Origin of the sequence: Rahnella sp. NRRL B-41462, from assembly GCF_003263525.1 — a bacterium.
Lineage (GTDB): Bacteria > Pseudomonadota > Gammaproteobacteria > Enterobacterales > Enterobacteriaceae > Rahnella > Rahnella aceris.
On the sequence record NZ_JYDF01000010.1, the window covers coordinates 80,413 to 100,757 of the forward strand.

Genomic DNA, 20,345 nt, shown 5'->3' on the forward strand with positions numbered 1-20,345 from the left:
GATAAAATCAATGATTATGATAATAAATAGCAACCTAATTTTAACTGCCGAAATTTGATTTAAACGGCAGTCAAAATAAGTAGCCTGGCTTCATAAGGCGCGTCTTCACCCTTACCAGACAGTCATCAGTAAGGGGAATATAAAAAATACACACTGCCAATTTTGTTGCTGATTTTTCAGATCAGTATATTGGCACAGGGACTTAACATGAAATTCAAACTGAACAAAGTCACACAAGTGGCGACTGCAGGTCTTTTATTTGGTTTAGCTTCTTTTGCTGCACACGCAGAAATCACCCTGATTAAACAAGACCCGCAGCCGAACGATCCGCTGAGCCGCCTGAACTTCCAGGTTGGCGGCAGTATTCGTCCGCAGTTCCAGTTCCAGAACGGGGTGAAAAACTACAAGACCAATGGTTTTGATGGCGGTACACGTTTCCGTTTTTCTGCTGATTATTATCTGTTTGATGACATCAGCTGGATTAACTACTACGAGCTGGGTGTGAATATTCCTGCCCTGACTGGCTGGGATAATCACCACGCAGATGGCGCGCATAACACCAGCCGTCGCATGCTCTACACCGGTCTGAAAAGCAAAACTTACGGCCAGTTGACCTTCGGTCAGCAAAACAGCGTTTATTACGATGTGGTCGGTGCGAAAACCGATATCTGGGATTACGACATGCTCGCCCAGGCACCGGGTAATGGTGTGAACGGCGATTACGATGGTTCTTACCGTTCCCGTAAGATGCTGAAATACAAAAACACCTTCGGCGATGCAGATGTGTATGCCTCTTACCTGTTCGAAGACAATGAGTTGCTCACCGGCAAAAACGGGCTGCGTTACAAACGTAACGGCGGCGGTTCTGTCGGTGTGGATTACCACATCACCAAAGATCTGACCTGGGGTACGGCGTACAACTACACCGACGCAGAAATGAGAAACCCGGGCGACAACACCTCTAAAGATTACAACCAGAGCATTGTTGGTACTGCGCTGAGCTGGAAACCCGGCAACTGGACAGCGTCCTTCGGTGGCGGTTACTACCATGACTTCCTGACGACTGGTGTGAAAACTGAAGATCGCTTCTTCGCGGGCGATGCTTATGGTCTGGAATACTTCCTGGGGTATGCTTTCCCAATCAATCAGCTGGCGGTCAAAACCATTCAGCCGTACTTCATGGGTGACCGTCTGACCTATGTAACCGGCCGTAATTACCAGCGTATTGATAACGGGTTGGGTGTGTCCTTCCAGCTCGATTACGGCTTCCGTGTTGATTACGAGCACGTGTTCACGTCCTCTACCGATAATCTCGGTGATATGAATCTGATCCGTCTGCGTTACGATTTCTAAATCTTAACGACTGAACTTTTGGGGCCAGCTTTACGTCTTATTGACGGGCTGGCCCTTTCTTTTTACACCATTTCATCTATCCCACGTACGCAAAGCCAGACTAAACTCATAGAGACAGCTGTCGCTATATCCACTATGTAACCTGCAGGAGAGCTTTGCGATGTCAGCATTTTTCCGGTCCGACGTGACTGCCATTGGCGACTACCGAGCCGAATTGGGTGAAACTCCCGTCTGGTGCCAGCGTACACAATCTTTGCTTTGGGTCGATATTCTGGCTCAGTGTGTTTTGCGCTACTGGCCCGACAACGGGCAAACTGAAATTCATGAACTCCCCTCGCTGACCAGCGCCGTGTTGCTGACCGAAAAAAGAAATCAATTTTTGCTGGTTTCCGTCGACGGGATCCATCTTTACGAGTACGAACAGAAAACCCGCCAGAAGCTTTGTGATTATCCCGGCGCGGAAGGCACCCGTCCGAATGAAGCAGCCATCGCGCCCGATGGTTCTCTGTGGTTTGGTACGCTGGATATAAAGGAAGAAAAAGATAACGGCGAATGGTTCCGCTATGAAGCGGGCGCAGAAAAGCCGGAAATGATGCTCGATGGCGTCGGTTGTACCAACACACTGGTCTGGTATGAAGGCAAAGTCTGGTTTGCAGACAGTAAGAAAAAACGCTTTTTCTCCGCCAACGCCCGCCGCATCAATCCACTGAAAATATCCTGTTTTTCTTCGGGCGATAAGATCCCCGATGGCTCTGCGCTGGCACAGAATGGCTGGCTGATCACTGCCTGCTGGGGTTCAAAATGCCTGCTGCGCCAGCAGATCAATCAGGGCGAATTACTGACACTGGATACCCAGCCAGTGCCGGTCACACAACCGAGTTGTTGCACGTTTGGCGGGCCGGATATGACTGAGCTGTTTATCACCTCGGCGCGAAAAAACCTCGATGCGCCACATGCGCTGGAGGGTGCGTTGCTGCACGTTGAAACCACCACCGTGGGTGCACCGCAGAATTTGTTTAAACTCCCGCCTCATTGATGCCGCAGGAGTGCAGACATAAAAAAACCGGCCACTTTGAGCCGGTTTTCATTTAGGGTCTGAGATCAGTCGATCTGACGCACATCAACACGCAGCTCTTTTGGCACTTCGAACACGATATTTTCCTCGCGCCCTTCGATGTTGATCACATCAAGCCCGCCAAAGGTTTTCAGCTTGCTGATCACGTCCTGCACCAGAATATCCGGTGCGGATGCGCCTGCCGTAACGCCAATGCTTTTCGCATCTTTCAGCCAGTTTTCCTGAATATCTGCCGCAGAGTCGATCAGATAAGAAGGTACACCGACACGTTGCGCCAGTTCGGCCAGACGGTTGGAGTTCGACGAGTTCTTTGAACCCACCACCAGCACAACATCTGCTCCGTCAGCCAGCGTACGCACGGCTTCCTGACGGTTCGTTGTGGCATAGCAAATATCATCTTTACGCGGCCCGATGATTTTCGGGAAGCGATCGCGAAGCGCATCAATCACCGCAGAAGTGTCGTCAACCGACAGCGTGGTTTGCGTCATAAAGCACAGGTTGTTTTCGTCTTTCACCTGCAATTTATAAACATCTTCCGGCGCCTCGACCAGATACATTCCCCCGTTCGGATTGCTGTACTGCCCCATGGTGCCTTCCACTTCCGGATGCCCGGCGTGACCAATCAAAATGGCTTCAGTGCCTTTACGGCTGGCGCGCGCAACTTCCATATGAACTTTGGTCACCAGCGGACAAGTCGCGTCAAACAGCATCGTCAGATCACGCGCTTTCGCTTCTGCACGTACCGCCTGAGAAACACCGTGGGCAGAGAAAATCAGAATAGACCCATCAGGTACTTCGCTGATTTGCTCGATAAAAACAGCACCGCGCTGACGCAGGCTGTCGACCACGTAGCGGTTATGCACCACTTCATGGCGGACATAGATAGGTGCGCCATAAATTTCCAGCGCACGTTCTACAATACTGATTGCGCGGTCAACACCCGCACAAAATCCTCGCGGATTAGCCAGCAATATCTGCATGTTTCCCCTCAAGCTCCGGGTCAATTTCCAGCACTTCAATATCGAAATCGATATGTTGCCCTGCCAGCGGATGGTTGAAATCTACAGTGATTGAATCTTCTGTCACTTCACGGACAACGCCCGGCATTTCGCTGCCATCACGACCACTGAACAACATGATGGTGCCGACATCCGGCACCCCAGTTTCCTGAAAGTCACGGCGGGAGAAGAACTGAACCAGATCCGGACTTTTGCTACCGAATGCCGATTCAGGGGCTAACGTGAACGCCCGTTTATCCCCTACGTTCAACCCTAACAGCTGATTTTCCAGCGCGTCAGACAAGCTGCTGTCGCCAAGGCGAAACAGTGCAGGTTTGCCATTGGCGCGGGTTGATTCCGCCGTAGAGCCATCTTCCAGCTTCAACGTAAAATGCACCAGTACAGCGCTGTCATGTTTCACCTGTTGAGACATAGACCTTATCCTTTACTCTTTGTAGCTTCTGATGGCTTTGCCAGAAAACCTTCCAGCACCACCATGGCTGCGCCGACACAGATAAAGCTGTCAGCCAGATTGAACGTAGCAAAATGCCAGTTACCGACGTAAAAATCGATAAAATCGACCACAAAGCCGTGATAGAGGCGATCAAACAAGTTGCCCAGCGCCCCGCCGATAATCATCGCAAAAGCGATATTGTTCAGCTTTTGCTTCGCGGTGCCGCGGTACATCAGCACGACCAGCGCCACAACAATCACCAGCGCGATTAACGCAAAGAACCAGCGCTGCCAGCCGCCTTTATCAGCCAGGAAGCTGAACGCAGCGCCATGATTTTGCGCGTAGAACAGATTTAAATACGGGATCAACGGCATGGATTCACCGAGCTGGAAGTTTCCCATAATGAGAAACTTACTGCCCAGATCCACGATGATGACCACGACCGCCAGCCAGAGCCAGCGGAGTCCGGTGGAACAAATCGATTTACTCATTATGCAAACTTACGCTCTTCGCCGTCACCGGCGATGTTAGTGACACAACGGCCACAGATGTCGCTGTGTTCCGCGTTCTGACCAACGTCAGTTGTGTAATGCCAGCAACGCGGACATTTGTCACCTTCCGCTTTCGCCAGACCGATTTTCAGGCCTTTGAGCAATTCACTCGGCACAGCGGCATCGTCAGCTTCAGACAAAGCGGCGACTTTCGCGCCTGACGTCAGCAGGACAAAGCGCAATTCGTTGCCCAGAGAACGCAGGTCCGTTGCCAGCGCATCATCAGCAAACAGCGTGACCGCCGCTTCCAGAGAACCGCCCAGACGTTTATCAGCACGCGCCTGTTCGATCACTTTGTTCACTTCGCCACGGACTTTCAGCAGTTCATCCCAGAACGCATCGTTCATGGATTCGTTGCCCGCCAGACCGAACAAACCGTCATACCATTCTTCTGTAAAGACGAATTTCTCACGACTTCCCGGCAGTTCTGCCCAAATTTCATCGGCAGTGAACGACATGATCGGTGCCATCCAGCGAACCAGTGCTTCGCTGATGTGATACAGCGCGGTCTGACAGCTGCGACGTGCAACGCTATCGCTTTTCGCGGTGTACTGGCGATCTTTGATAATATCCAGGTAGAAGGATCCCATTTCGATCGAGCAGAACTGCATCAGGCGTTGAACGACGCCATGGAAATCATAGGCTTCGTACGCGGCAATGATTTCGTCCTGTGCGGCTTTCGCACGGCCAACAGCCCAGCGATCCAGAACAACCATGTCTTCCGGTGCCACGCTGTGCAGCGCCGGATCGAAACCGTTAAGGTTCGCCAGCAGGAAGCGCGCGGTGTTACGGATACGGCGGTAAGAATCCGCAGCACGTTTAAGGATTTCGTCGGACACGGCGATTTCGCCGGTGTAATCCGTAGATGCCACCCACAGACGCAGAATGTCGCCACCCAGCTTGTTCATCACGTCTTGCGGCGCGATAGTGTTGCCGATGGATTTAGACATTTTGCGGCCCTGACCATCCACAGTGAAACCGTGCGTCAGCACTTGCTTGTAAGGCGCTTTGCCTTTCATGGCCGTCGAAATCATCAGGGAAGACATAAACCAGCCGCGATGCTGGTCAGACCCTTCCAGATACAGATCCGGTGAATGACCGTTAAACTCAGGACGCACATCCACCACGGAAGAATGGGTTGAACCGGAGTCAAACCACACGTCCAGCGTATCCGGCACTTTGACGTAATCGGCAGCGTCCGCACCCAGAATGTCTTCCGGATTCAGATCCCACCACGCCTGAATGCCATCCACTTCAACACGTTTCGCCACTTCTTCCATCAGCTCAAGGCTGCGCGGATGCAGTTGCTCAGTGTCTTTGTGAACGAACAGAGACATCGGCACGCCCCAGGTACGCTGACGGGAGATACACCAGTCAGGACGGTTAGCGACCATGTTTTCGATGCGCGCCTGGCCCCAGTCCGGGATCCACTGCACGCCTTTGATCTCTTCCAGAGACTGCTGACGCAGACCTTTCTGATCCATGCTGATGAACCATTGTGGCGTCGCGCGGAAGATGATTGGCGTTTTATGACGCCAGCAGCACGGATAGCTGTGCGTTATTTTCTCAACGTGCAGCAATGCGCCTTTTTCGCGCAGCAACTCAACGATCAGATCGTTGGCTTTAAAGACGAATTTACCGTCCAGCGTCGGGTAAGTGCCTGGCAGATAGCAGCCGTTCGGCCCTACCGGGTTCGCCACTTCCAGACCGTATTTCTGGCCGATAACAAAGTCGTCCGGGCCATGACCCGGTGCGGTATGCACGGCACCAGTACCGGCATCGAGCGTTACGTGGTCGCCCATGATCGCCGGAACGTCGAAACCAAGGAACGGGTGTTTGAAGCGCAGCAGTTCGAGGTCCGCGCCTTTACATTCGCCCAGTACAGTCCATTCTGCGATACCGGCGCGTTTCATGACGCTTTCAACCAGATCGGTTGCCAGGATCAGACACTGACCTTCTGCCTGAATCAGCTGATAAGAAAACTCAGGGTTCAGTGAAATAGCGCGGTTTGCTGGCATGGTCCACGGCGTGGTGGTCCAGATCACCAGAGAAATCGGGCCGTTAAAGGAAGACACGCCAAATTTCGCGGCAACGGCGGCAGCGTCAGTCGCGTTGAACGCCACATCAATAGAAGGAGACGCTTTGTCGTAATACTCAACTTCGGCTTCTGCCAGGGATGAACCGCAATCTGTACACCAGTGAACCGGCTTAGCCCCTTTGTGCAGATGGCCGTTACCGATGATTTTACCCAGCGCACGAATGATGTTGGCTTCAGTTTTGAAGTCCATGGTCAGGTACGGATGATCCCAGTCGCCCAACACGCCCAGACGGATGAAGTCTTTCTTCTGGCCTTCAACCTGCTCTGCTGCGTATTTACGGCAGGCTTCACGGAATTCTGCTGCCGTGACTTTCTCGCCCGGCTTGCCGATCAGTTGTTCGACTTTAAGCTCGATTGGCAGACCATGACAGTCCCAGCCCGGCACATACGGCGCATCAAAGCCCGCCAGTCCTTTGGACTTAACGATCATGTCTTTAAGAATTTTGTTTACTGAGTGACCAATATGAATGCTGCCGTTCGCATACGGAGGGCCGTCATGCAAAATAAAGGTTTTCTTGCCTTTCTTGGCAGCACGAATAATCCCGTACAGATCCTGTTCATACCAATTTTTCAGCATGTCAGGTTCACGCTTGGCCAGATCGCCACGCATCGGGAACCCTGTTTCCGGCAAATTCAGGGTGTTCTTGTAGTCACTCATAGATTCTCGGTTCCGTTTTCGGCTGGATTCCAGGCTTTGTTACACGCCTGTCAGTACATGTTTAGCGCAGTGTCTTTAACCCAAAGAATTCACGGGCCGTCACTTCATCGTTCGCAATTTGTTGCTTTAAAGCATCAAGCGAGGAGAAACGCTGTTCGTTGCGCAATTTCGCGCGGAGCACCACATCAATGTGGCGCCCGTATAAATCTAATGTGGTGTCGAGAAGGTGCACTTCCAACTGCTTGCGCACGCCTCCGACTGTAGGACGTATTCCAATGTTCGCCACACCCGGCAGAGGTTCAGGCCCGAGGCCTAAGACTTCAACCGCATACACGCCGCGCACCGGAGACACGACCCGCTTCAACGGCACGTTTGCCGTCGGGAAGCCAATGGTGCGTCCCAGTTTATCGCCGTGTACGACCCGGCCCGAGATACTGAACGGATGGCCCAGTAAATTCTCGGCCAGCGCCAAGTCATCGTCGCGCAACGCATTACGGATCGCCGTGCTGCTGATGCGGTTCTCGCCTTCACGGAACGTTTGCGTGCTGATCACTTCAAAACCGTATTCTTCACCGGCTTTCTGCAATAGCTCAAAATCCCCCAGACGGCTGGCACCAAAGCGGAAATCATCCCCGACAGTCAGGAATTTAACACCCAGCTTCTCTACCAGCAGTTGTGAGATAAAGGCCTGCGCCATATGCGCTGCAAACCGGGGTTCGAAACGCACACATAAAAGGTAATCAACCCCGCACTCCGCCAGATACTTGGCTTTGTCACGCAAACTGGTCAGGCGTGCAGGTGCTTTATCACCGGCAAACAATTCCAGAGGCTGTGGCTCGAAAATCATTACCATCACCGGCAGCCCCAGACGTTGACCTTCCAGCTTAAGCTGTTCAATCAGGGCCTGATGACCACGATGTACACCATCAAAATTGCCAATAGTCAGCACACATCCATGATGACGTGCTCGAATATTGTGTATTCCGCGAATTAGCTCCATAGCTGGCTCAAATCCAATGCTGACTCATAACGATGGAAATCGGCGGATTATACCTTGTACAGCCTCCAAGGTTAACCAGCGATTAGCAGGATCACACCATTCTCTCTTGCATACGGCAGATATTGCGGTTCAAATGGCGGCGTGGCGATGAAAATCTTTCGTTGCATACAGGGAATGCGTGACTTTTCGCATAAACAAAGCGTTAATGGCCGTAGTGGGCAGTTTGTACACTCTCCTGTCGATTTTTCTCGCGAAAGACTGTATTCCGATGCCGGAAGCTGTTAAAATCCTGCGCCATCACAACGTAACAAGCGACGAGTAAAGTTCACTCTTTAAAACGCCGCTTATTTGCACAAATCCGTTGACAAAAGAAGACCGAAAAGGCATATTCCTCGGCCTTTGAATTGTTCATCAATAGAAAAATATTTGGGAGTTGGCCTTGGCTAATATCAAATCAGCTAAGAAACGCGCCGTACAGTCAGAAAAACGCCGTAAGCACAACGCGAGCCGTCGTTCTATGATGCGTACCTTTATCAAGAAGGTATACGCGGCTATTGCAGCAGGCGACAAAGCTGCTGCACAAAACGCATTTAACGAAATGCAACCAATCGTGGACCGTCAGTCTTGCAAAGGCCTGATCCACAAAAACAAAGCAGCGCGTCATAAGTCAAACCTGACTGCGCAAATCAACGCAATGCAATAATCGCATTACGCTGAAATGCTTGATAAAAAAACCGGCTCACGCCGGTTTTTTTATATCTGAAATTTGAGTTCAACACTAAAAGCTATTCAAACAACGCTGAAAAGTCCGTATGGCAAATCCGCTGTACCGAAGGATGCTGAATCATTCTTTCGGCAAATATTACGTAGTACTCTTCCATAATCCCTTCCACCCGTCCGACTTCCTCTATTTTTTCATCCTGAAATTCAGTTGATGAATAAATAGCCGGGGCGACAAATATCGCGTCGTTGTTCATTCCAAACGCTTTCATCAGCGCGGCATCATCAAACTCACCGAGAATATTGACCTTCAGCCCTTGCGTATTAAACCAGTTCAGCAGTTTGCGCCCCAGCATTGAACGCCTGCCGGGGATGAGTAATGAACGACGCTCCAGACAAGCCGGGAAATTCATGTCTGCCGGTGGATTACAACAGAAGAAGCTGATCGGGCTTTCACCCAGTTTGACCGAGAACAGCCCTGCCTGCTGCGTGGAATCCACCGGGCAATCAGACAAAATCATGTCCAGTTTATGCTGGCTCAGTTGTTCGAGCAGCATTTCGTGAGTCGATTCAAAACAGCGCAGGTGAATTTGCGCGTTGTCCGGCACGGCAGCTTCCAATACGCGGCTGACCAGTCGTTTGGATAACGCATCCGCCACACCCACATCAAACAACAGGCTCGCCTCTTTGCGGTAATTCACGATATCCAGCATTTCCTGACTAAGGGTGAACATTTTATCCGCATAGCGGTAAACCAGTTGCCCTAACTCAGAAGGCACCAGCCCACGCCCCTGCCGTTTGAAGAGTTTCCCATCCAATCTTTCTTCCAGGGATTTAATCTGCCCGGTGATCGTTTGCGGAGTAAGGTGCAACACTTCCGCAGCTCCCACAACAGAACCTGATTTACACACGTGCCAAAAATAATACAAGTGGTTGTAATTGATATGAGGCATGGTTTCACCCTTTCCGGAAGTATGAAGTCAGCATCATTATTAGTTTGCACGTTTCTTAGGCAAGGCCCGGCTCAGGAGCAGGTATCCCAGAACCGCTGATGCGACTGATCCCATCAGGATGCCCATTTTGGCGTACGTCAGCAACGCAGGCTCCAGCGTCGCAAAGGCCAGAGAACCAATGAAAATCGACATCGTAAAACCGATACCGCACAGCACGGAGACTGCCGAAATTTGGCTAAAAGTTATGCCGGATGACAGCCGTGTAATCCCTGATTTCAAGGCGATCCCGCCGAACAGAATGATACCCAGCGGCTTACCGAGAAGAAGCCCGGCAGCAATACCCATGGGTAATGTCGAGAATGAACCCGCAACTGTCACGCCCTGCAAAGAGATACCCGCATTGGCGAACGCAAACAGCGGCAAAATAAACCAGGAAACATAGGGGTGGATCCCATGCTCCAGGCGGCGAGCAGGTGACCTTTTATTCTCTTTGGTTCTCAGCGGAATTAAGAAGCCAAGAATGACACCCGCCAGCGTCGCGTGGATACCTGATTTCAGCACACACACCCAGAACACAGCACCAATCAGCAGGTACGGCGTCAGCTTCGTTACCCCCCGCCAGTTCAGTAGAGCCAGTACAGCGATGCACACCGCCGATAACCCCAGTGCCATCATCGACACATCGTGACTATAAAACAGTGCGATGATCACGATGGCACCCAAGTCATCAATAATGGCCAGTGCCAGCAGGAACACTTTTAACCCGGTCGGCACTCGTGACCCCAGCAGTGCCATCACCCCCAGCGCAAACGCAATGTCCGTTGCCGCCGGAATAGCCCAACCCTGACGGGCTATTTCATCGCTGCCGTTAAACAGTAAATAGATTAATGCCGGAACAACCATACCCCCGAGCGCGGCAATAGCAGGAAACATCGCCTGCTCGCGGTTGGCCAGCGCGCCTTCGCACATCTCACGCTTGACTTCCAGACCAATCATCAGGAAAAACACTGCCATCAGGCCATCGTTAATCCACAGCAAAAGTGGCTTGTCGATCAACAGCTCGGAAAAACGCAGGGTGACGGGAATATCCAGAAATGCCTGATAAATCCCCTGCAACGGACTATTCGCCATGATTAATGCCACAATGGCTGCGATGATTAATATCACACCACCGGCGGCTTCCATCCGTAAAAACTGACGAATGATATTTGACATTCTGACTCTCCTGTAGAAAAACGTGGCAAGAAAAAGCTCACCACAAGGGTATGTCTGAATTGTACGCAAACTATCACTTCGTAAAAAGTCGATTATTTCTGGATTATACTTCGCTTTTTACGAATCATTGGTTTTCACATTGTTGAATAAAAATCCATAAAAAATCCCCGGCGCGTCAACCGCTGCCGGGGATGTTATCTGGCTTTCCGTCGCTCGATTTAGCGAAAGCTTAGCGGGTCAGATCATCAAAGAACTTTTTCACGCCGTCCAGGAAGCTTTTAGAGCGCGGGCTGTTTTTCTCACCCGAAACGCCACCAAAGCTTTCTTCCAGATCACGCAGCAACTGCTTCTGCTTCTCGTTCAGGCTGACCGGAGTTTCCACTACCACCCGGCACATCAGGTCGCCCTGAACGCCACCACGGACAGATTTCACACCGCGCCCGCGCATACGGAACATTTTGCCCGTTTGCGTTTCAGCAGGAATTTTCAGGCTCACGCGGCCATCAAGCGTTGGCACTTCAATTTCGCCACCCAGTGCTGCCATGGCAAAATTGATTGGCACTTCGCAGTACAGGTTATTACCTTCGCGCTCAAAGATTTTATGCGCTTTAACCTGAACCTGAACGTACAGATCACCTGACGGAGCACCATGCTCACCGGCTTCGCCTTCACCCTCCAGACGAATACGGTCTCCGGTATCCACACCCGCAGGAATCTTCACTGACAGCGTTTTTGAACGTTCTACGCGACCATGACCATGACATTTGGTGCACGGATCTTTAATCACTTTACCGCGACCCTGACAGGTCGGACACGCCTGCTGGACTGTGAAGAAGCCCTGACGCATCTGAACCTGACCTGCACCATGACAGGTCGGACAGGTGGTCGGAGAGCTACCCGCTTTCGCGCCGCTGCCGTGGCAAACGTCACATTCATCCAGTGTCGGGATGCGGATTTCTTTGGTGACACCACGAACGGCCTCTTCCAGAGTCAGATCCATGTTGTAACGCAGGTCTGAGCCCCGGCTGGCACGCTGACGGCGACCGCCGCCAAAGATGTCGCCAAAGACGTCACCAAAGATGTCGCTGAAATCTGCACCGCCGCCGCCGTAGCCACCACCACCGCCCATGCCACCTTGTTCAAAGGCTGCATGACCATACTGGTCGTAGGCCGCACGCTTTTGCGCATCGGTCAGAATTTCATAAGCTTCTTTAATTTCTTTGAATTTGCTTTCAGATTCTTTATCGCCCTGATTTCGGTCAGGGTGATGTTTCATCGCCAGACGCTTATAAGCCTTTTTGATTTCACGCTCATCCGCTGTTTTGGATACGCCTAAAATCTCATAATAATCTTGCTTCGCCATGCTTTAACCTACCCTCAACATGCGTGCACGGGCGTAGAGTTTCCTCGACGCCCGTGCTGGTTATCAGTAAAGCTTCTTACTGTGCCCGCTTAAGGGCGATTATTTTTTGTCTTTAACTTCTTCGAATTCAGCGTCAACAACGTCGTCATCTTTCTGCGCGCTGGTATCGCCGCCTTCAGCCTGACCTTGTTGCTGAGCCATTTCCATCAGTTTGCCGGAAACCTGTACCAGCGCCTGGATTTTCGCTTCGATATCAGCCTTATCTTCACCTTTAGCAGACACTTCCAGTGCTTTCAGGGCTTCTTCTACTGCGGTTTTGTCTTCAGCTGGCAGTTTGTCGCCGGCTTCTTCCAGTTGCTTACGGGTACCGTGGATCAGATGGTCCGCCTGATTGCGGGTCTGAACCAGTTCTTCAAACTTACGGTCAGATTCAGCATTGGCTTCAGCATCGTTAACCATTTTCTGGATTTCTTCTTCGCTCAGACCAGAAGATGCCTTGATGGTGATCTTCTGCTCACGGCCGGTATTTTTGTCTTTCGCAGACACGTGCAGGATACCATCGGCATCAAGGTCGAAGGTGACTTCGATCTGAGCCTGACCGCGTGGTGCTGCCTGAATACCGTCCAGGTTGAACTGACCCAGAGATTTGTTATCACTTGAACGCTTACGTTCACCCTGCAACACATGGATGGTGACTGCAGACTGGTTGTCTTCCGCAGTAGAGAACACCTGACTGTGTTTGGTCGGGATGGTGGTGTTTTTAGTGATAAGCGGAGTCATCACGCTGCCCATGGTTTCGATACCCAGAGACAACGGAGTCACATCCAGCAGCAGAACGTCTTTCACGTCACCTGCCAGGACACCACCCTGAACTGCTGCACCGATTGCCACAGCTTCATCCGGGTTCACGTCTTTACGTGGTTCTTTACCGAAGAAATCAGCAACTTTCTTCTGAACCATTGGCATACGGGTCTGACCACCCACCAGGATAACGTCCTGAATGTCAGAAACTGACAGGCCTGCGTCTTTCAGCGCCACTTTCAGTGGTTCGATAGAACGGTTAACCAGGTCTTCAACCAAAGATTCCAGTTTTGCACGGGTCACTTTGATGTTCATGTGTTTTGGACCTGACGCATCAGCAGTGATGTACGGCAGGTTCACGTCAGTTTGCTGAGCAGAAGACAATTCGATCTTCGCTTTTTCAGCGGCTTCTTTCAGACGTTGCATCGCCAGTGGATCGTTACGCAGATCCATGCCTTGCTCTTTCTTAAATTCTTCAACCAGATAGTTGATCATACGGCTGTCGAAGTCTTCACCACCAAGGTGAGTGTCACCGTTGGTCGCCAGTACTTCAAAGGTTTTTTCGCCGTCAACTTCATCAATTTCGATAATAGAGATATCGAAAGTACCACCACCGAGGTCGTATACCGCGATAGTACGGTTGCCGATTTCACGATCCAGACCATAAGCCAGTGCCGCAGCAGTCGGTTCGTTGATGATACGTTTGACTTCCAGACCTGCGATACGGCCAGCGTCTTTCGTTGCCTGACGCTGAGCATCGTTGAAGTAAGCAGGTACGGTGATAACAGCTTCAGTTACAGGTTCACCCAGATAATCTTCAGCGGTTTTCTTCATTTTCTTCAACACTTCTGCAGAGATCTGCGGAGGTGCGATTTTCTGACCTTTAACGTCGATCCAAGCGTCGCCATTGTCAGCGCTTACGATCTGGTAAGGCATGATGCCTTTATCACGTTGTACTTCTTCATCCTGGAAGCGACGGCCAATCAGGCGCTTGATCGCGAACAGGGTGTTCTGCGGGTTAGTCACAGCCTGACGTTTAGCCGGAGAACCTACCAGAGTCTCGCCATCTGCCGCATAAGCGATGATGGAAGGAGTGGTGCGGTCGCCTTCAGCATTCTCCAGTACACGAGCAGTCGTGCCATCCATGATAGCTACACAAGAGTTGGTGGTGCCCAGGTCGATCCCAATAATTTTACCCATCTAAAACGTCTCCACTTAAATTCATATTCGTTCAGGTTGCTACTGTATATGTGGCCGATCTTTTCGATTTCAACAGCCCCATTTAACGGATTTCCCGACGGTAACAACTGCGGTTGGGAATAAGATGGGGCCATGCAGCTCAGCATCAAGGGGCAAAGTGAAAAAAAATCTTCAATTGCTGTTACGCCAGATCAATGTTTGCTGACGCAACCCTCCTTATGATGCCGCGCGCTTCTAAAGATATGTGGGTTTTTTACTCATTTCCCAAGCGTTTCTTCCCCCGATTATCAATTAATAATAATTCCGATACAGAGGATCTATGCACAGCAAAACGTTGGCAAATCCAGGCCCGCTCGGGTTGATGGGATTTGGTATGACCACTATCTTATTGAATTTACACAATGCAGGCTTTTTTCCCCTGACAGCAGTGATTGTCAGTATGGGGATTTTTTATGGTGGTTTGATTCAGATTCTTGCCGGGATGATGGAATTTAAAAAAGGGAATACGTTCGGCACGACCGCATTCACTTCTTATGGCGCATTCTGGTTAAGCCTGGTTGGCATCCTGATGCTGCCGCGCATGGGCATGGCTGAAGCCAGCAGCGAAAGCTTCCTTGGCGCTTACCTCGGCATCTGGGGCGTGTTCACCTTATTCATGTTCTTTGGCACCCTGAAAGCAAACCGTGGTTTACAGATCGTTTTCGGCAGTCTGGTTATTCTGTTCGCGCTGTTGTGCTTCGGTAATATGACCGGAAACACGGCGGTACTGCATTTTGCCGGTTTCGAAGGGATCTTCTGTGGCGCCAGCGCGATTTATCTGGCGATGGCCGAAGTGCTGAACGAGCAATATGGCCGTACCGTTTTGCCGGTCGGTGAGCCGAAAAACCACGCTCCCCAGGTTGACGCGGTTGTGGCATAAGCCCCCTCAGCCAGACGCAAAAAGCCCTGCGATGCAGGGTTTTTTTATGCATAAAAGAAATCACTGGCCGGAAGTTGCGCCTTCGGCAAATTTCTCTGTACGGATCGTTTCGCTGTTCAAATCGCGGCTAAGGTAAATACCGGTCAGCAAGCCAATCACCGACAAGGCCAGCACATAATAAGCCGGAGCCATCGGCGTCAGACGCATAATCAGCGTGACGAAGACCGGAGTCAGGCCGCCGAAAATCGCGTAGGCCATGTTGTATGAGAAAGAGATGCCGGTAAAACGCACTTCCGCCGGGAAGGCCCGCACCATCACATAAGGTACTGCGCCGACCACACCTACGCTCAACCCCGCCAGCGCATACATGCCCATCAGCACCGAGGCATCAGCCGCGACCATATGATAGAAAGACCAGCTGCAAATCCCGAGGAAGAGGCTGCCGAAAATAAAGGTTTTGCTGGCACCGAGGCGATCAACAATGCTTCCCGAGATAATGCAGCCAAACATCAGCGCTACTGTAGCCAGACAGTTGGCTTGTAATGCGGCTGCCGCCGGAATGCCGAATTGCTTCTGCAACCAGGTTGGCGTCATCAGGATCACCACCACGATACCGGCGGATAACAGCCAGGTCATCAGCATCGATACCACGATTTCTTTTCTATGATTGGCCACCACGGCTTTCAGCGGTAACTCTTCCGCCAGCGCTTTGTGCGCTTTCATCTCCATAAAGACAGGCGTTTCCTGTAACCAGCGGCGCAGATACATCGCGATCAGACCAAAAATGCCGCCGATGAAAAACGGAATACGCCAGCCGTACTGACTGATGGTCGCTGGCGTCAAGCTGGTGTTCAGTAAAGTTGCCACCAGAGAACCCAGCAGAATCCCCAACGTTAAACCGGCGGTGAGGGTGCCGCAGGCGAAACCAATGCGGTTACGTGGCACATGTTCAGCGACAAACACCCACGCGCCCGGCACTTCGCCGCCGATCGCCGCGCCCTGTAACAGACGCATCAGCAGCAGCAACAGCGGTGCTGCCATGCCAATCGAGGCGTAGGTTGGCAACAGCCCCATTGCCAGTGTCGGTAAAGCCATTAATAAAATACTCAGGCTGAACATGCGCTTACGGCCAACCAAATCACCGAAGTGCGCCATGATGATACCGCCCAACGGGCGCGCCAGATAACCGGCAGCGAAAATACCAAAAGTCTGAACCTGACGCAGCCAGTCGGGCATATTGGCCGGGAAGAAGAGATCGCCAATTACCGCAGCGAAAAAGACGAAAATGATGAAATCGTAGAATTCGAGGGCGCCACCCAGTGCCGCCAGGGAAAGCGTTTTGAAGTCCTGCCGGTTCAACCGGCGCGATTGTGTGTGTTGCATAGGATACCGTCAGACACCAGAGTAAAAAATGGAAAAAGGTTTTGCCACCTTATGTAAAGTAATCCTTACTATAGCGGCAAATATTTTTCACACCAGTGGTGTCTGACGCTTAACGTCGCTAAATTTCAAAAAGGAACTGTATTCAGTTTTTTATCTCGCGGCGGGCACTTTTCGGACGGAAAGCTGCTACCACCTCATCATGCGTTTCAACGTAAGGTCCGTCGAGCAACTGGATGCAATAGGGCACACTGGCAAAAATGCCGGAAACAATCACTTTACCGTCGGCATCTTTCAGTCCTTCCAGCGTTTCCTGAATAGATTTCGGCTGACCAGGTAAATTCAGGATTAAAGCCTGTTTGCGGATCACCCCAACCTGACGCGACAAAATTGCCGTCGGTACAAAGTGCAGGCTGATCTGACGCATCTGTTCGCCGAAACCGGGCATTTCACGATCGGCAACAGCCAGCGTGGCATCCGGTGTGACATCCCGGCGCGCAGGCCCGGTACCCCCGGTGGTTAACACCAGATGGCAGCCGCTTTCATCAACCAGTTCACTGATAGCCTGTTCAATCAAAGGCTGCTCGTCCGGGATCAGCTTTTTCTCCAGCTTAAAAGGCGTAATAAGCGCTCTTTCCAGCCATTCTTCCAGTGCCGGAATACCTTTGTCCTGATAAACACCGCTTGAGGCGCGGTCCGACACTGATACCAGACCAATCCGTAATGTATCCATGCTATTTCTCCACAGCATTTTTCTTCGTAGTCACAGCACTCAGTATATCGGTAACCGGCCGGTGGTTTTATCGCAGGCACAAAAAAAGCGGCTGATTAGCCGCTTTATGCTGGAACTGAATGCTGATTACAGCAGGTCAGAAATCATTTTTTCCAGTTTACCCTGGTCGATTGCAAACTTACGGATGCCATCAGCCAGTTTATCGATCGCCATTGGATCCTGGTTGTGCTCCCAGTAGAACTGAGATTCAGTCAGTGGCGCAGGACGTGGCTTGGTTTCGCCGGAGAAGGACAGTTTACGTTCCAGCGGGCCTTCGCTTTCTGCCAGTTCTTTCAGCAGTGCAGGGGCGATGGTCAGACGGTCACAGCCAGCCAGTTCGATGATTTCACCGATGTTACGGAAGCTTGCGCCCATCACGACAGTTTCGTAGCCGTGTTGTTTGTAGTATTCGTAGATTTCGGTTACGGACACAACGCCCGGATCTTCATGCGGTGCGAACTCTTTTTTGTCACCATTGGCTTTGTACCAGTCAAGGATACGACCAACGAACGGAGAAATCAGGAACACGCCCGCTTCAGCACAAGCACGCGCCTGAGCGAAGGAGAACAGAAGGGTCAGGTTACAGTTGATGCCTTCTTTTTCCAGTTTCTCTGCAGCGCGGATGCCCTGCCAGGTAGAAGCCAGTTTGATCAGGATACGGTCGTTGGTGATGCCCGCATCGTTATACAGTTTGATCAGGCGTTTGGCTTTGGCCACGCTCGCGTCAGTGTCGTAAGACAGACGGGCATCAACTTCTGTTGAAATGCGGCCCGGAACCAGTTTCAGAATTTCCAGACCGATGTTTACTGCCAGTTTGTCAGCGGCATCAGTAATCTGCTGGTCGTGATCGCTGCTCTGGTCACGTGCCCAGGCGATTGCTTCGTCGATCAGTTTACGGTATTCAGGAATTTGCGCAGCGCTGAGGATCAGTGACGGGTTCGTGGTCGCATCCTGCGGCTGGTACAACTTCATTGCCGCGATATCTCCGGTGTCAGCAACAACCTGAGTCATTTGGCGTAGGGAAGTCAGTTTATCGGTCATTTTGGCATATCTCATCGTTTGGACGTTTTCGTATAGGCATTTTCATGCCTTGCCTTTGGCTGATGATAACATGCAAAAAGCCAGGCGCAAGGCGCATATCACGGCATGCTCGGCTACGAACATCTATGGATTTCTCACCTTCCAAAACACACAAAATTAGCCAAAATGCACATGTTACCCGTTCGATAAAACAGGTATGTTAGCCACCCAAAGTGGTCATTGCCCGCAAGCAAACAAATAAAAATGATGAAGGGCAAATCAACCAAGGACAATTTATGAACGACCTGCTGGATTTTTTCGATACTATTCTCTGGAGTTCAATCCTGATTTACCTGCTATGCGGCACCGGCATTTACCTTACGTTCCGTCTTGGTTTCATTCAGTTTCGTCACTTTGGCCACCTTTTCTCCCCCACTCTTTATAAGCGAAAACACATCACACGAGGTATTTCCCCGTGGCGGACGCTGTGTCTCAGCCTTGCATCGCGTATTGGTACCGGTAATCTCACCGGTGTCGCCATCGCCATTACGCTCGGCGGCCCTGGCGCTATTTTCTGGATGTGGATTATTGCAGTTTTCAACATGGCGACGGCAATGATAGAAAACACGCTGGCGCAGATTTACAAAGGCAATGTAGCCCATGAAAAATTTCGCGGCGGGCCGGCTGATTACATGGAAAAAGGGCTTGGAATGCGCTGGATGGGTATCTTGTTTTCCTTGCTGATGGTGATTTCCTGCGGCTTTATTTTCAGCGCCTTACAGGCCAATTCCATTGCTCAGGCTTCTTTCCATCTTCTGCATGTACCGGCGCTGTCCACCGCCTGCATTTTATCCGTGCTGGTCGCGATACTGATTTTTGGCGGTATACGCGCAATCACCTGGCTTTCGAAATGGCTTGTACCGCTGATGGCCTTCGCCTACTTGTTGCTGGCCATCTGGGTTATTGGTCATCACATTGAAAAGTTGCCACAGGTGCTGGCGCTGGTATTCAAAAGCGCCTTCGGCTTACAGCAGGCCGCTTCCGGCGCACTGGCGTATGGCGTGACACAGGCCATTACGCAGGGCATGCAACGCGGCGCCTTTGCCAGCGAAGCCGGTGTCGGCTCTTCACCCAATGCAGCGGCGATGGCGGGCGTAAGCCACCCGGCCATGGTGGGGTTCAGTCAGATGTTTGCCGTCTTCATCGATACCATGGTGATTTGTACCGCAACCGCGCTGATCATCCTGACGTCAGGAGCCCTTGATCAACCTGACGCCCCGGTTGGCATCCGGCTGATACAGCAATCGATTATGCCGGTAACCGCAGGCTGGAGCCATGTGGTTCTGGCCATTCTGGTCTTCTCTTTTGCGTTCACGTCGATTGCCGGAAACTATGCCTATGCCGAAAACAATCTGAATTTCTTTCACGGTTCTTCGCCCGTTAAATTACTGATTTTCCGGTTGATGGTCATCAGCATGGTGTTCTGCGGATGCCTGATGGAATTACAAGTCCTGTGGAAACTGGCCGATATCGTCATGGCGCTGATGGCAATACTCAATCTCACCGCACTGTTGCTGCTTTCGGGCATCGCGGTCAGCGTGGTGAAAGATTATGAACGCCAGCGACGGATGGGGAAAACGCCGGTGTTTAATCCTGATCACTACCCTGAATTACGCGGTCAGCTCCAGCCCGGCGTCTGGGATAAAAAAATGCCTCCGCGCTGATTTCCTGCGCTTTTACCTATCGATATCATGCCTCCATCGCAGTGACTTTTTTGCTACAGTAAGGCAACAAAAATCCTGAATGTGAACCGTC

Annotated in this window: 17 protein-coding genes; 5 read left to right on the top strand and 12 right to left on the bottom strand. The window is 51.4% G+C overall.

Features of this window, described 5'->3' with window-relative positions:
• The first annotated feature begins 207 nt into the window (after positions 1 to 207).
• The gene (locus UC14_RS03860; protein WP_112151004.1) at positions 208 to 1,353 is read left to right on the top strand and encodes a porin; all 1,146 of its coding nucleotides are present in this window, start codon (positions 208 to 210) and stop codon (positions 1,351 to 1,353) included.
• A 160-nt stretch (positions 1,354 to 1,513) separates the two neighbouring features.
• The gene (locus UC14_RS03865) at positions 1,514 to 2,389 is read left to right on the top strand and encodes an SMP-30/gluconolactonase/LRE family protein (RefSeq protein ID WP_013577058.1); all 876 of its coding nucleotides are present in this window, start codon (positions 1,514 to 1,516) and stop codon (positions 2,387 to 2,389) included.
• A 65-nt stretch (positions 2,390 to 2,454) separates the two neighbouring features.
• On the opposite strand, the gene ispH is transcribed toward UC14_RS03865, so the two are convergent.
• The 5 genes from ispH to ribF all read right to left on the bottom strand — a co-directional run bounded on the left by ispH (position 2,455) and on the right by ribF (position 8,187).
• Complete coding sequence (ispH, locus tag UC14_RS03870; RefSeq protein ID WP_013577059.1) at positions 2,455 to 3,408, bottom strand: 4-hydroxy-3-methylbut-2-enyl diphosphate reductase; 954 nt, start codon at positions 3,406 to 3,408, stop codon at positions 2,455 to 2,457.
• Entirely contained in the window at positions 3,389 to 3,859 is a 471-nt protein-coding gene (gene fkpB / locus UC14_RS03875) for an FKBP-type peptidyl-prolyl cis-trans isomerase (RefSeq protein ID WP_013577060.1), read from the bottom strand. The genes ispH and fkpB overlap by 20 nt, the downstream gene beginning before the upstream one ends.
• Before the next feature lie 5 nt (positions 3,860 to 3,864).
• Complete coding sequence (gene lspA, locus UC14_RS03880) at positions 3,865 to 4,371, bottom strand: signal peptidase II (RefSeq protein WP_013577061.1); 507 nt, start codon at positions 4,369 to 4,371, stop codon at positions 3,865 to 3,867.
• The gene (ileS, locus tag UC14_RS03885; RefSeq protein WP_112197251.1) at positions 4,371 to 7,187 is read right to left on the bottom strand and encodes an isoleucine--tRNA ligase; all 2,817 of its coding nucleotides are present in this window, start codon (positions 7,185 to 7,187) and stop codon (positions 4,371 to 4,373) included. The genes lspA and ileS overlap by 1 nt, the downstream gene beginning before the upstream one ends.
• Positions 7,188 to 7,248: 61 nt before the next feature.
• Positions 7,249 to 8,187 carry a bifunctional riboflavin kinase/FAD synthetase gene (ribF, locus tag UC14_RS03890; RefSeq protein WP_013577063.1) on the bottom strand — a complete coding sequence of 313 codons (939 nt, stop codon included), beginning with the start codon at positions 8,185 to 8,187 and terminating at the stop codon, positions 7,249 to 7,251.
• A gap of 439 nt (positions 8,188 to 8,626) precedes the next feature.
• On the opposite strand from ribF, the gene rpsT reads away from it, so the two are divergent.
• The gene (gene rpsT, locus UC14_RS03900; RefSeq protein ID WP_013577064.1) at positions 8,627 to 8,890 is read left to right on the top strand and encodes a 30S ribosomal protein S20; all 264 of its coding nucleotides are present in this window, start codon (positions 8,627 to 8,629) and stop codon (positions 8,888 to 8,890) included.
• 82 nt (positions 8,891 to 8,972) lie between these two features.
• Here the strand turns inward: rpsT and nhaR are convergent, their stop codons facing one another.
• The 4 genes from nhaR to dnaK form a co-directional block, all read right to left on the bottom strand.
• Complete coding sequence (nhaR, locus tag UC14_RS03905) at positions 8,973 to 9,860, bottom strand: transcriptional activator NhaR (protein WP_013577065.1); 888 nt, start codon at positions 9,858 to 9,860, stop codon at positions 8,973 to 8,975.
• Between the two features lie 39 nt (positions 9,861 to 9,899).
• Positions 9,900 to 11,075: a Na+/H+ antiporter NhaA gene (gene nhaA / locus UC14_RS03910; protein WP_013577066.1), complete on the bottom strand. Its 1,176-nt coding sequence runs from the start codon at positions 11,073 to 11,075 to the stop codon at positions 9,900 to 9,902.
• Between the two features lie 229 nt (positions 11,076 to 11,304).
• Positions 11,305 to 12,438, bottom strand: coding sequence for a molecular chaperone DnaJ (gene dnaJ / locus UC14_RS03915; protein WP_013577067.1), 1,134 nt, complete (start codon positions 12,436 to 12,438; stop codon positions 11,305 to 11,307).
• A gap of 99 nt (positions 12,439 to 12,537) precedes the next feature.
• Positions 12,538 to 14,439 carry a molecular chaperone DnaK gene (dnaK, locus tag UC14_RS03920; RefSeq protein WP_013577068.1) on the bottom strand — a complete coding sequence of 634 codons (1,902 nt, stop codon included), beginning with the start codon at positions 14,437 to 14,439 and terminating at the stop codon, positions 12,538 to 12,540.
• A gap of 319 nt (positions 14,440 to 14,758) precedes the next feature.
• On the opposite strand from dnaK, the gene satP reads away from it, so the two are divergent.
• A complete protein-coding gene (satP, locus tag UC14_RS03925) occupies positions 14,759 to 15,358 on the top strand; it encodes an acetate uptake transporter (protein ID WP_013577069.1) in 600 nt (199 codons plus the stop codon).
• A gap of 60 nt (positions 15,359 to 15,418) precedes the next feature.
• On the opposite strand, the gene UC14_RS03930 is transcribed toward satP, so the two are convergent.
• The 3 genes from UC14_RS03930 to tal form a co-directional block, all read right to left on the bottom strand.
• A complete protein-coding gene (locus UC14_RS03930) occupies positions 15,419 to 16,741 on the bottom strand; it encodes an MFS transporter (protein WP_112197252.1) in 1,323 nt (440 codons plus the stop codon).
• A 142-nt stretch (positions 16,742 to 16,883) separates the two neighbouring features.
• Complete coding sequence (gene mog / locus UC14_RS03935) at positions 16,884 to 17,471, bottom strand: molybdopterin adenylyltransferase (RefSeq protein ID WP_112197253.1); 588 nt, start codon at positions 17,469 to 17,471, stop codon at positions 16,884 to 16,886.
• A 126-nt stretch (positions 17,472 to 17,597) separates the two neighbouring features.
• On the bottom strand, positions 17,598 to 18,551 hold the full coding sequence (gene tal, locus UC14_RS03940) for a transaldolase (RefSeq protein ID WP_013577072.1): 954 nt from the start codon (positions 18,549 to 18,551) through the stop codon (positions 17,598 to 17,600).
• 275 nt (positions 18,552 to 18,826) lie between these two features.
• On the opposite strand from tal, the gene UC14_RS03945 reads away from it, so the two are divergent.
• Entirely contained in the window at positions 18,827 to 20,254 is a 1,428-nt protein-coding gene (locus UC14_RS03945; protein WP_013577073.1) for a sodium:alanine symporter family protein, read from the top strand.
• Positions 20,255 to 20,345: the final 91 nt, after the last annotated feature.

What these genes read in the sequence shown, in the direction of transcription:
- fkpB (WP_013577060.1), bottom strand. Translation starts at nt 3,859, where the DNA reads ATGTCTCAACAGGTGAAACATGACAGCGCTGTACTGGTGCATTTTACG.
- UC14_RS03860 (WP_112151004.1), top strand. Translation starts at nt 208, where the DNA reads ATGAAATTCAAACTGAACAAAGTCACACAAGTGGCGACTGCAGGTCTT.
- ispH (WP_013577059.1), bottom strand. Translation starts at nt 3,408, where the DNA reads ATGCAGATATTGCTGGCTAATCCGCGAGGATTTTGTGCGGGTGTTGAC.
- UC14_RS03930 (WP_112197252.1), bottom strand. Translation starts at nt 16,741, where the DNA reads ATGCAACACACACAATCGCGCCGGTTGAACCGGCAGGACTTCAAAACG.
- UC14_RS03945 (WP_013577073.1), top strand. Translation starts at nt 18,827, where the DNA reads ATGAACGACCTGCTGGATTTTTTCGATACTATTCTCTGGAGTTCAATC.
- UC14_RS03865 (WP_013577058.1), top strand. Translation starts at nt 1,514, where the DNA reads ATGTCAGCATTTTTCCGGTCCGACGTGACTGCCATTGGCGACTACCGA.
- dnaK (WP_013577068.1), bottom strand. Translation starts at nt 14,439, where the DNA reads ATGGGTAAAATTATTGGGATCGACCTGGGCACCACCAACTCTTGTGTA.
- tal (WP_013577072.1), bottom strand. Translation starts at nt 18,551, where the DNA reads ATGACCGATAAACTGACTTCCCTACGCCAAATGACTCAGGTTGTTGCT.
- mog (WP_112197253.1), bottom strand. Translation starts at nt 17,471, where the DNA reads ATGGATACATTACGGATTGGTCTGGTATCAGTGTCGGACCGCGCCTCA.
- ileS (WP_112197251.1), bottom strand. Translation starts at nt 7,187, where the DNA reads ATGAGTGACTACAAGAACACCCTGAATTTGCCGGAAACAGGGTTCCCG.
- nhaR (WP_013577065.1), bottom strand. Translation starts at nt 9,860, where the DNA reads ATGCCTCATATCAATTACAACCACTTGTATTATTTTTGGCACGTGTGT.
- lspA (WP_013577061.1), bottom strand. Translation starts at nt 4,371, where the DNA reads ATGAGTAAATCGATTTGTTCCACCGGACTCCGCTGGCTCTGGCTGGCG.
- satP (WP_013577069.1), top strand. Translation starts at nt 14,759, where the DNA reads ATGCACAGCAAAACGTTGGCAAATCCAGGCCCGCTCGGGTTGATGGGA.
- ribF (WP_013577063.1), bottom strand. Translation starts at nt 8,187, where the DNA reads ATGGAGCTAATTCGCGGAATACACAATATTCGAGCACGTCATCATGGA.
- dnaJ (WP_013577067.1), bottom strand. Translation starts at nt 12,438, where the DNA reads ATGGCGAAGCAAGATTATTATGAGATTTTAGGCGTATCCAAAACAGCG.
- nhaA (WP_013577066.1), bottom strand. Translation starts at nt 11,075, where the DNA reads ATGTCAAATATCATTCGTCAGTTTTTACGGATGGAAGCCGCCGGTGGT.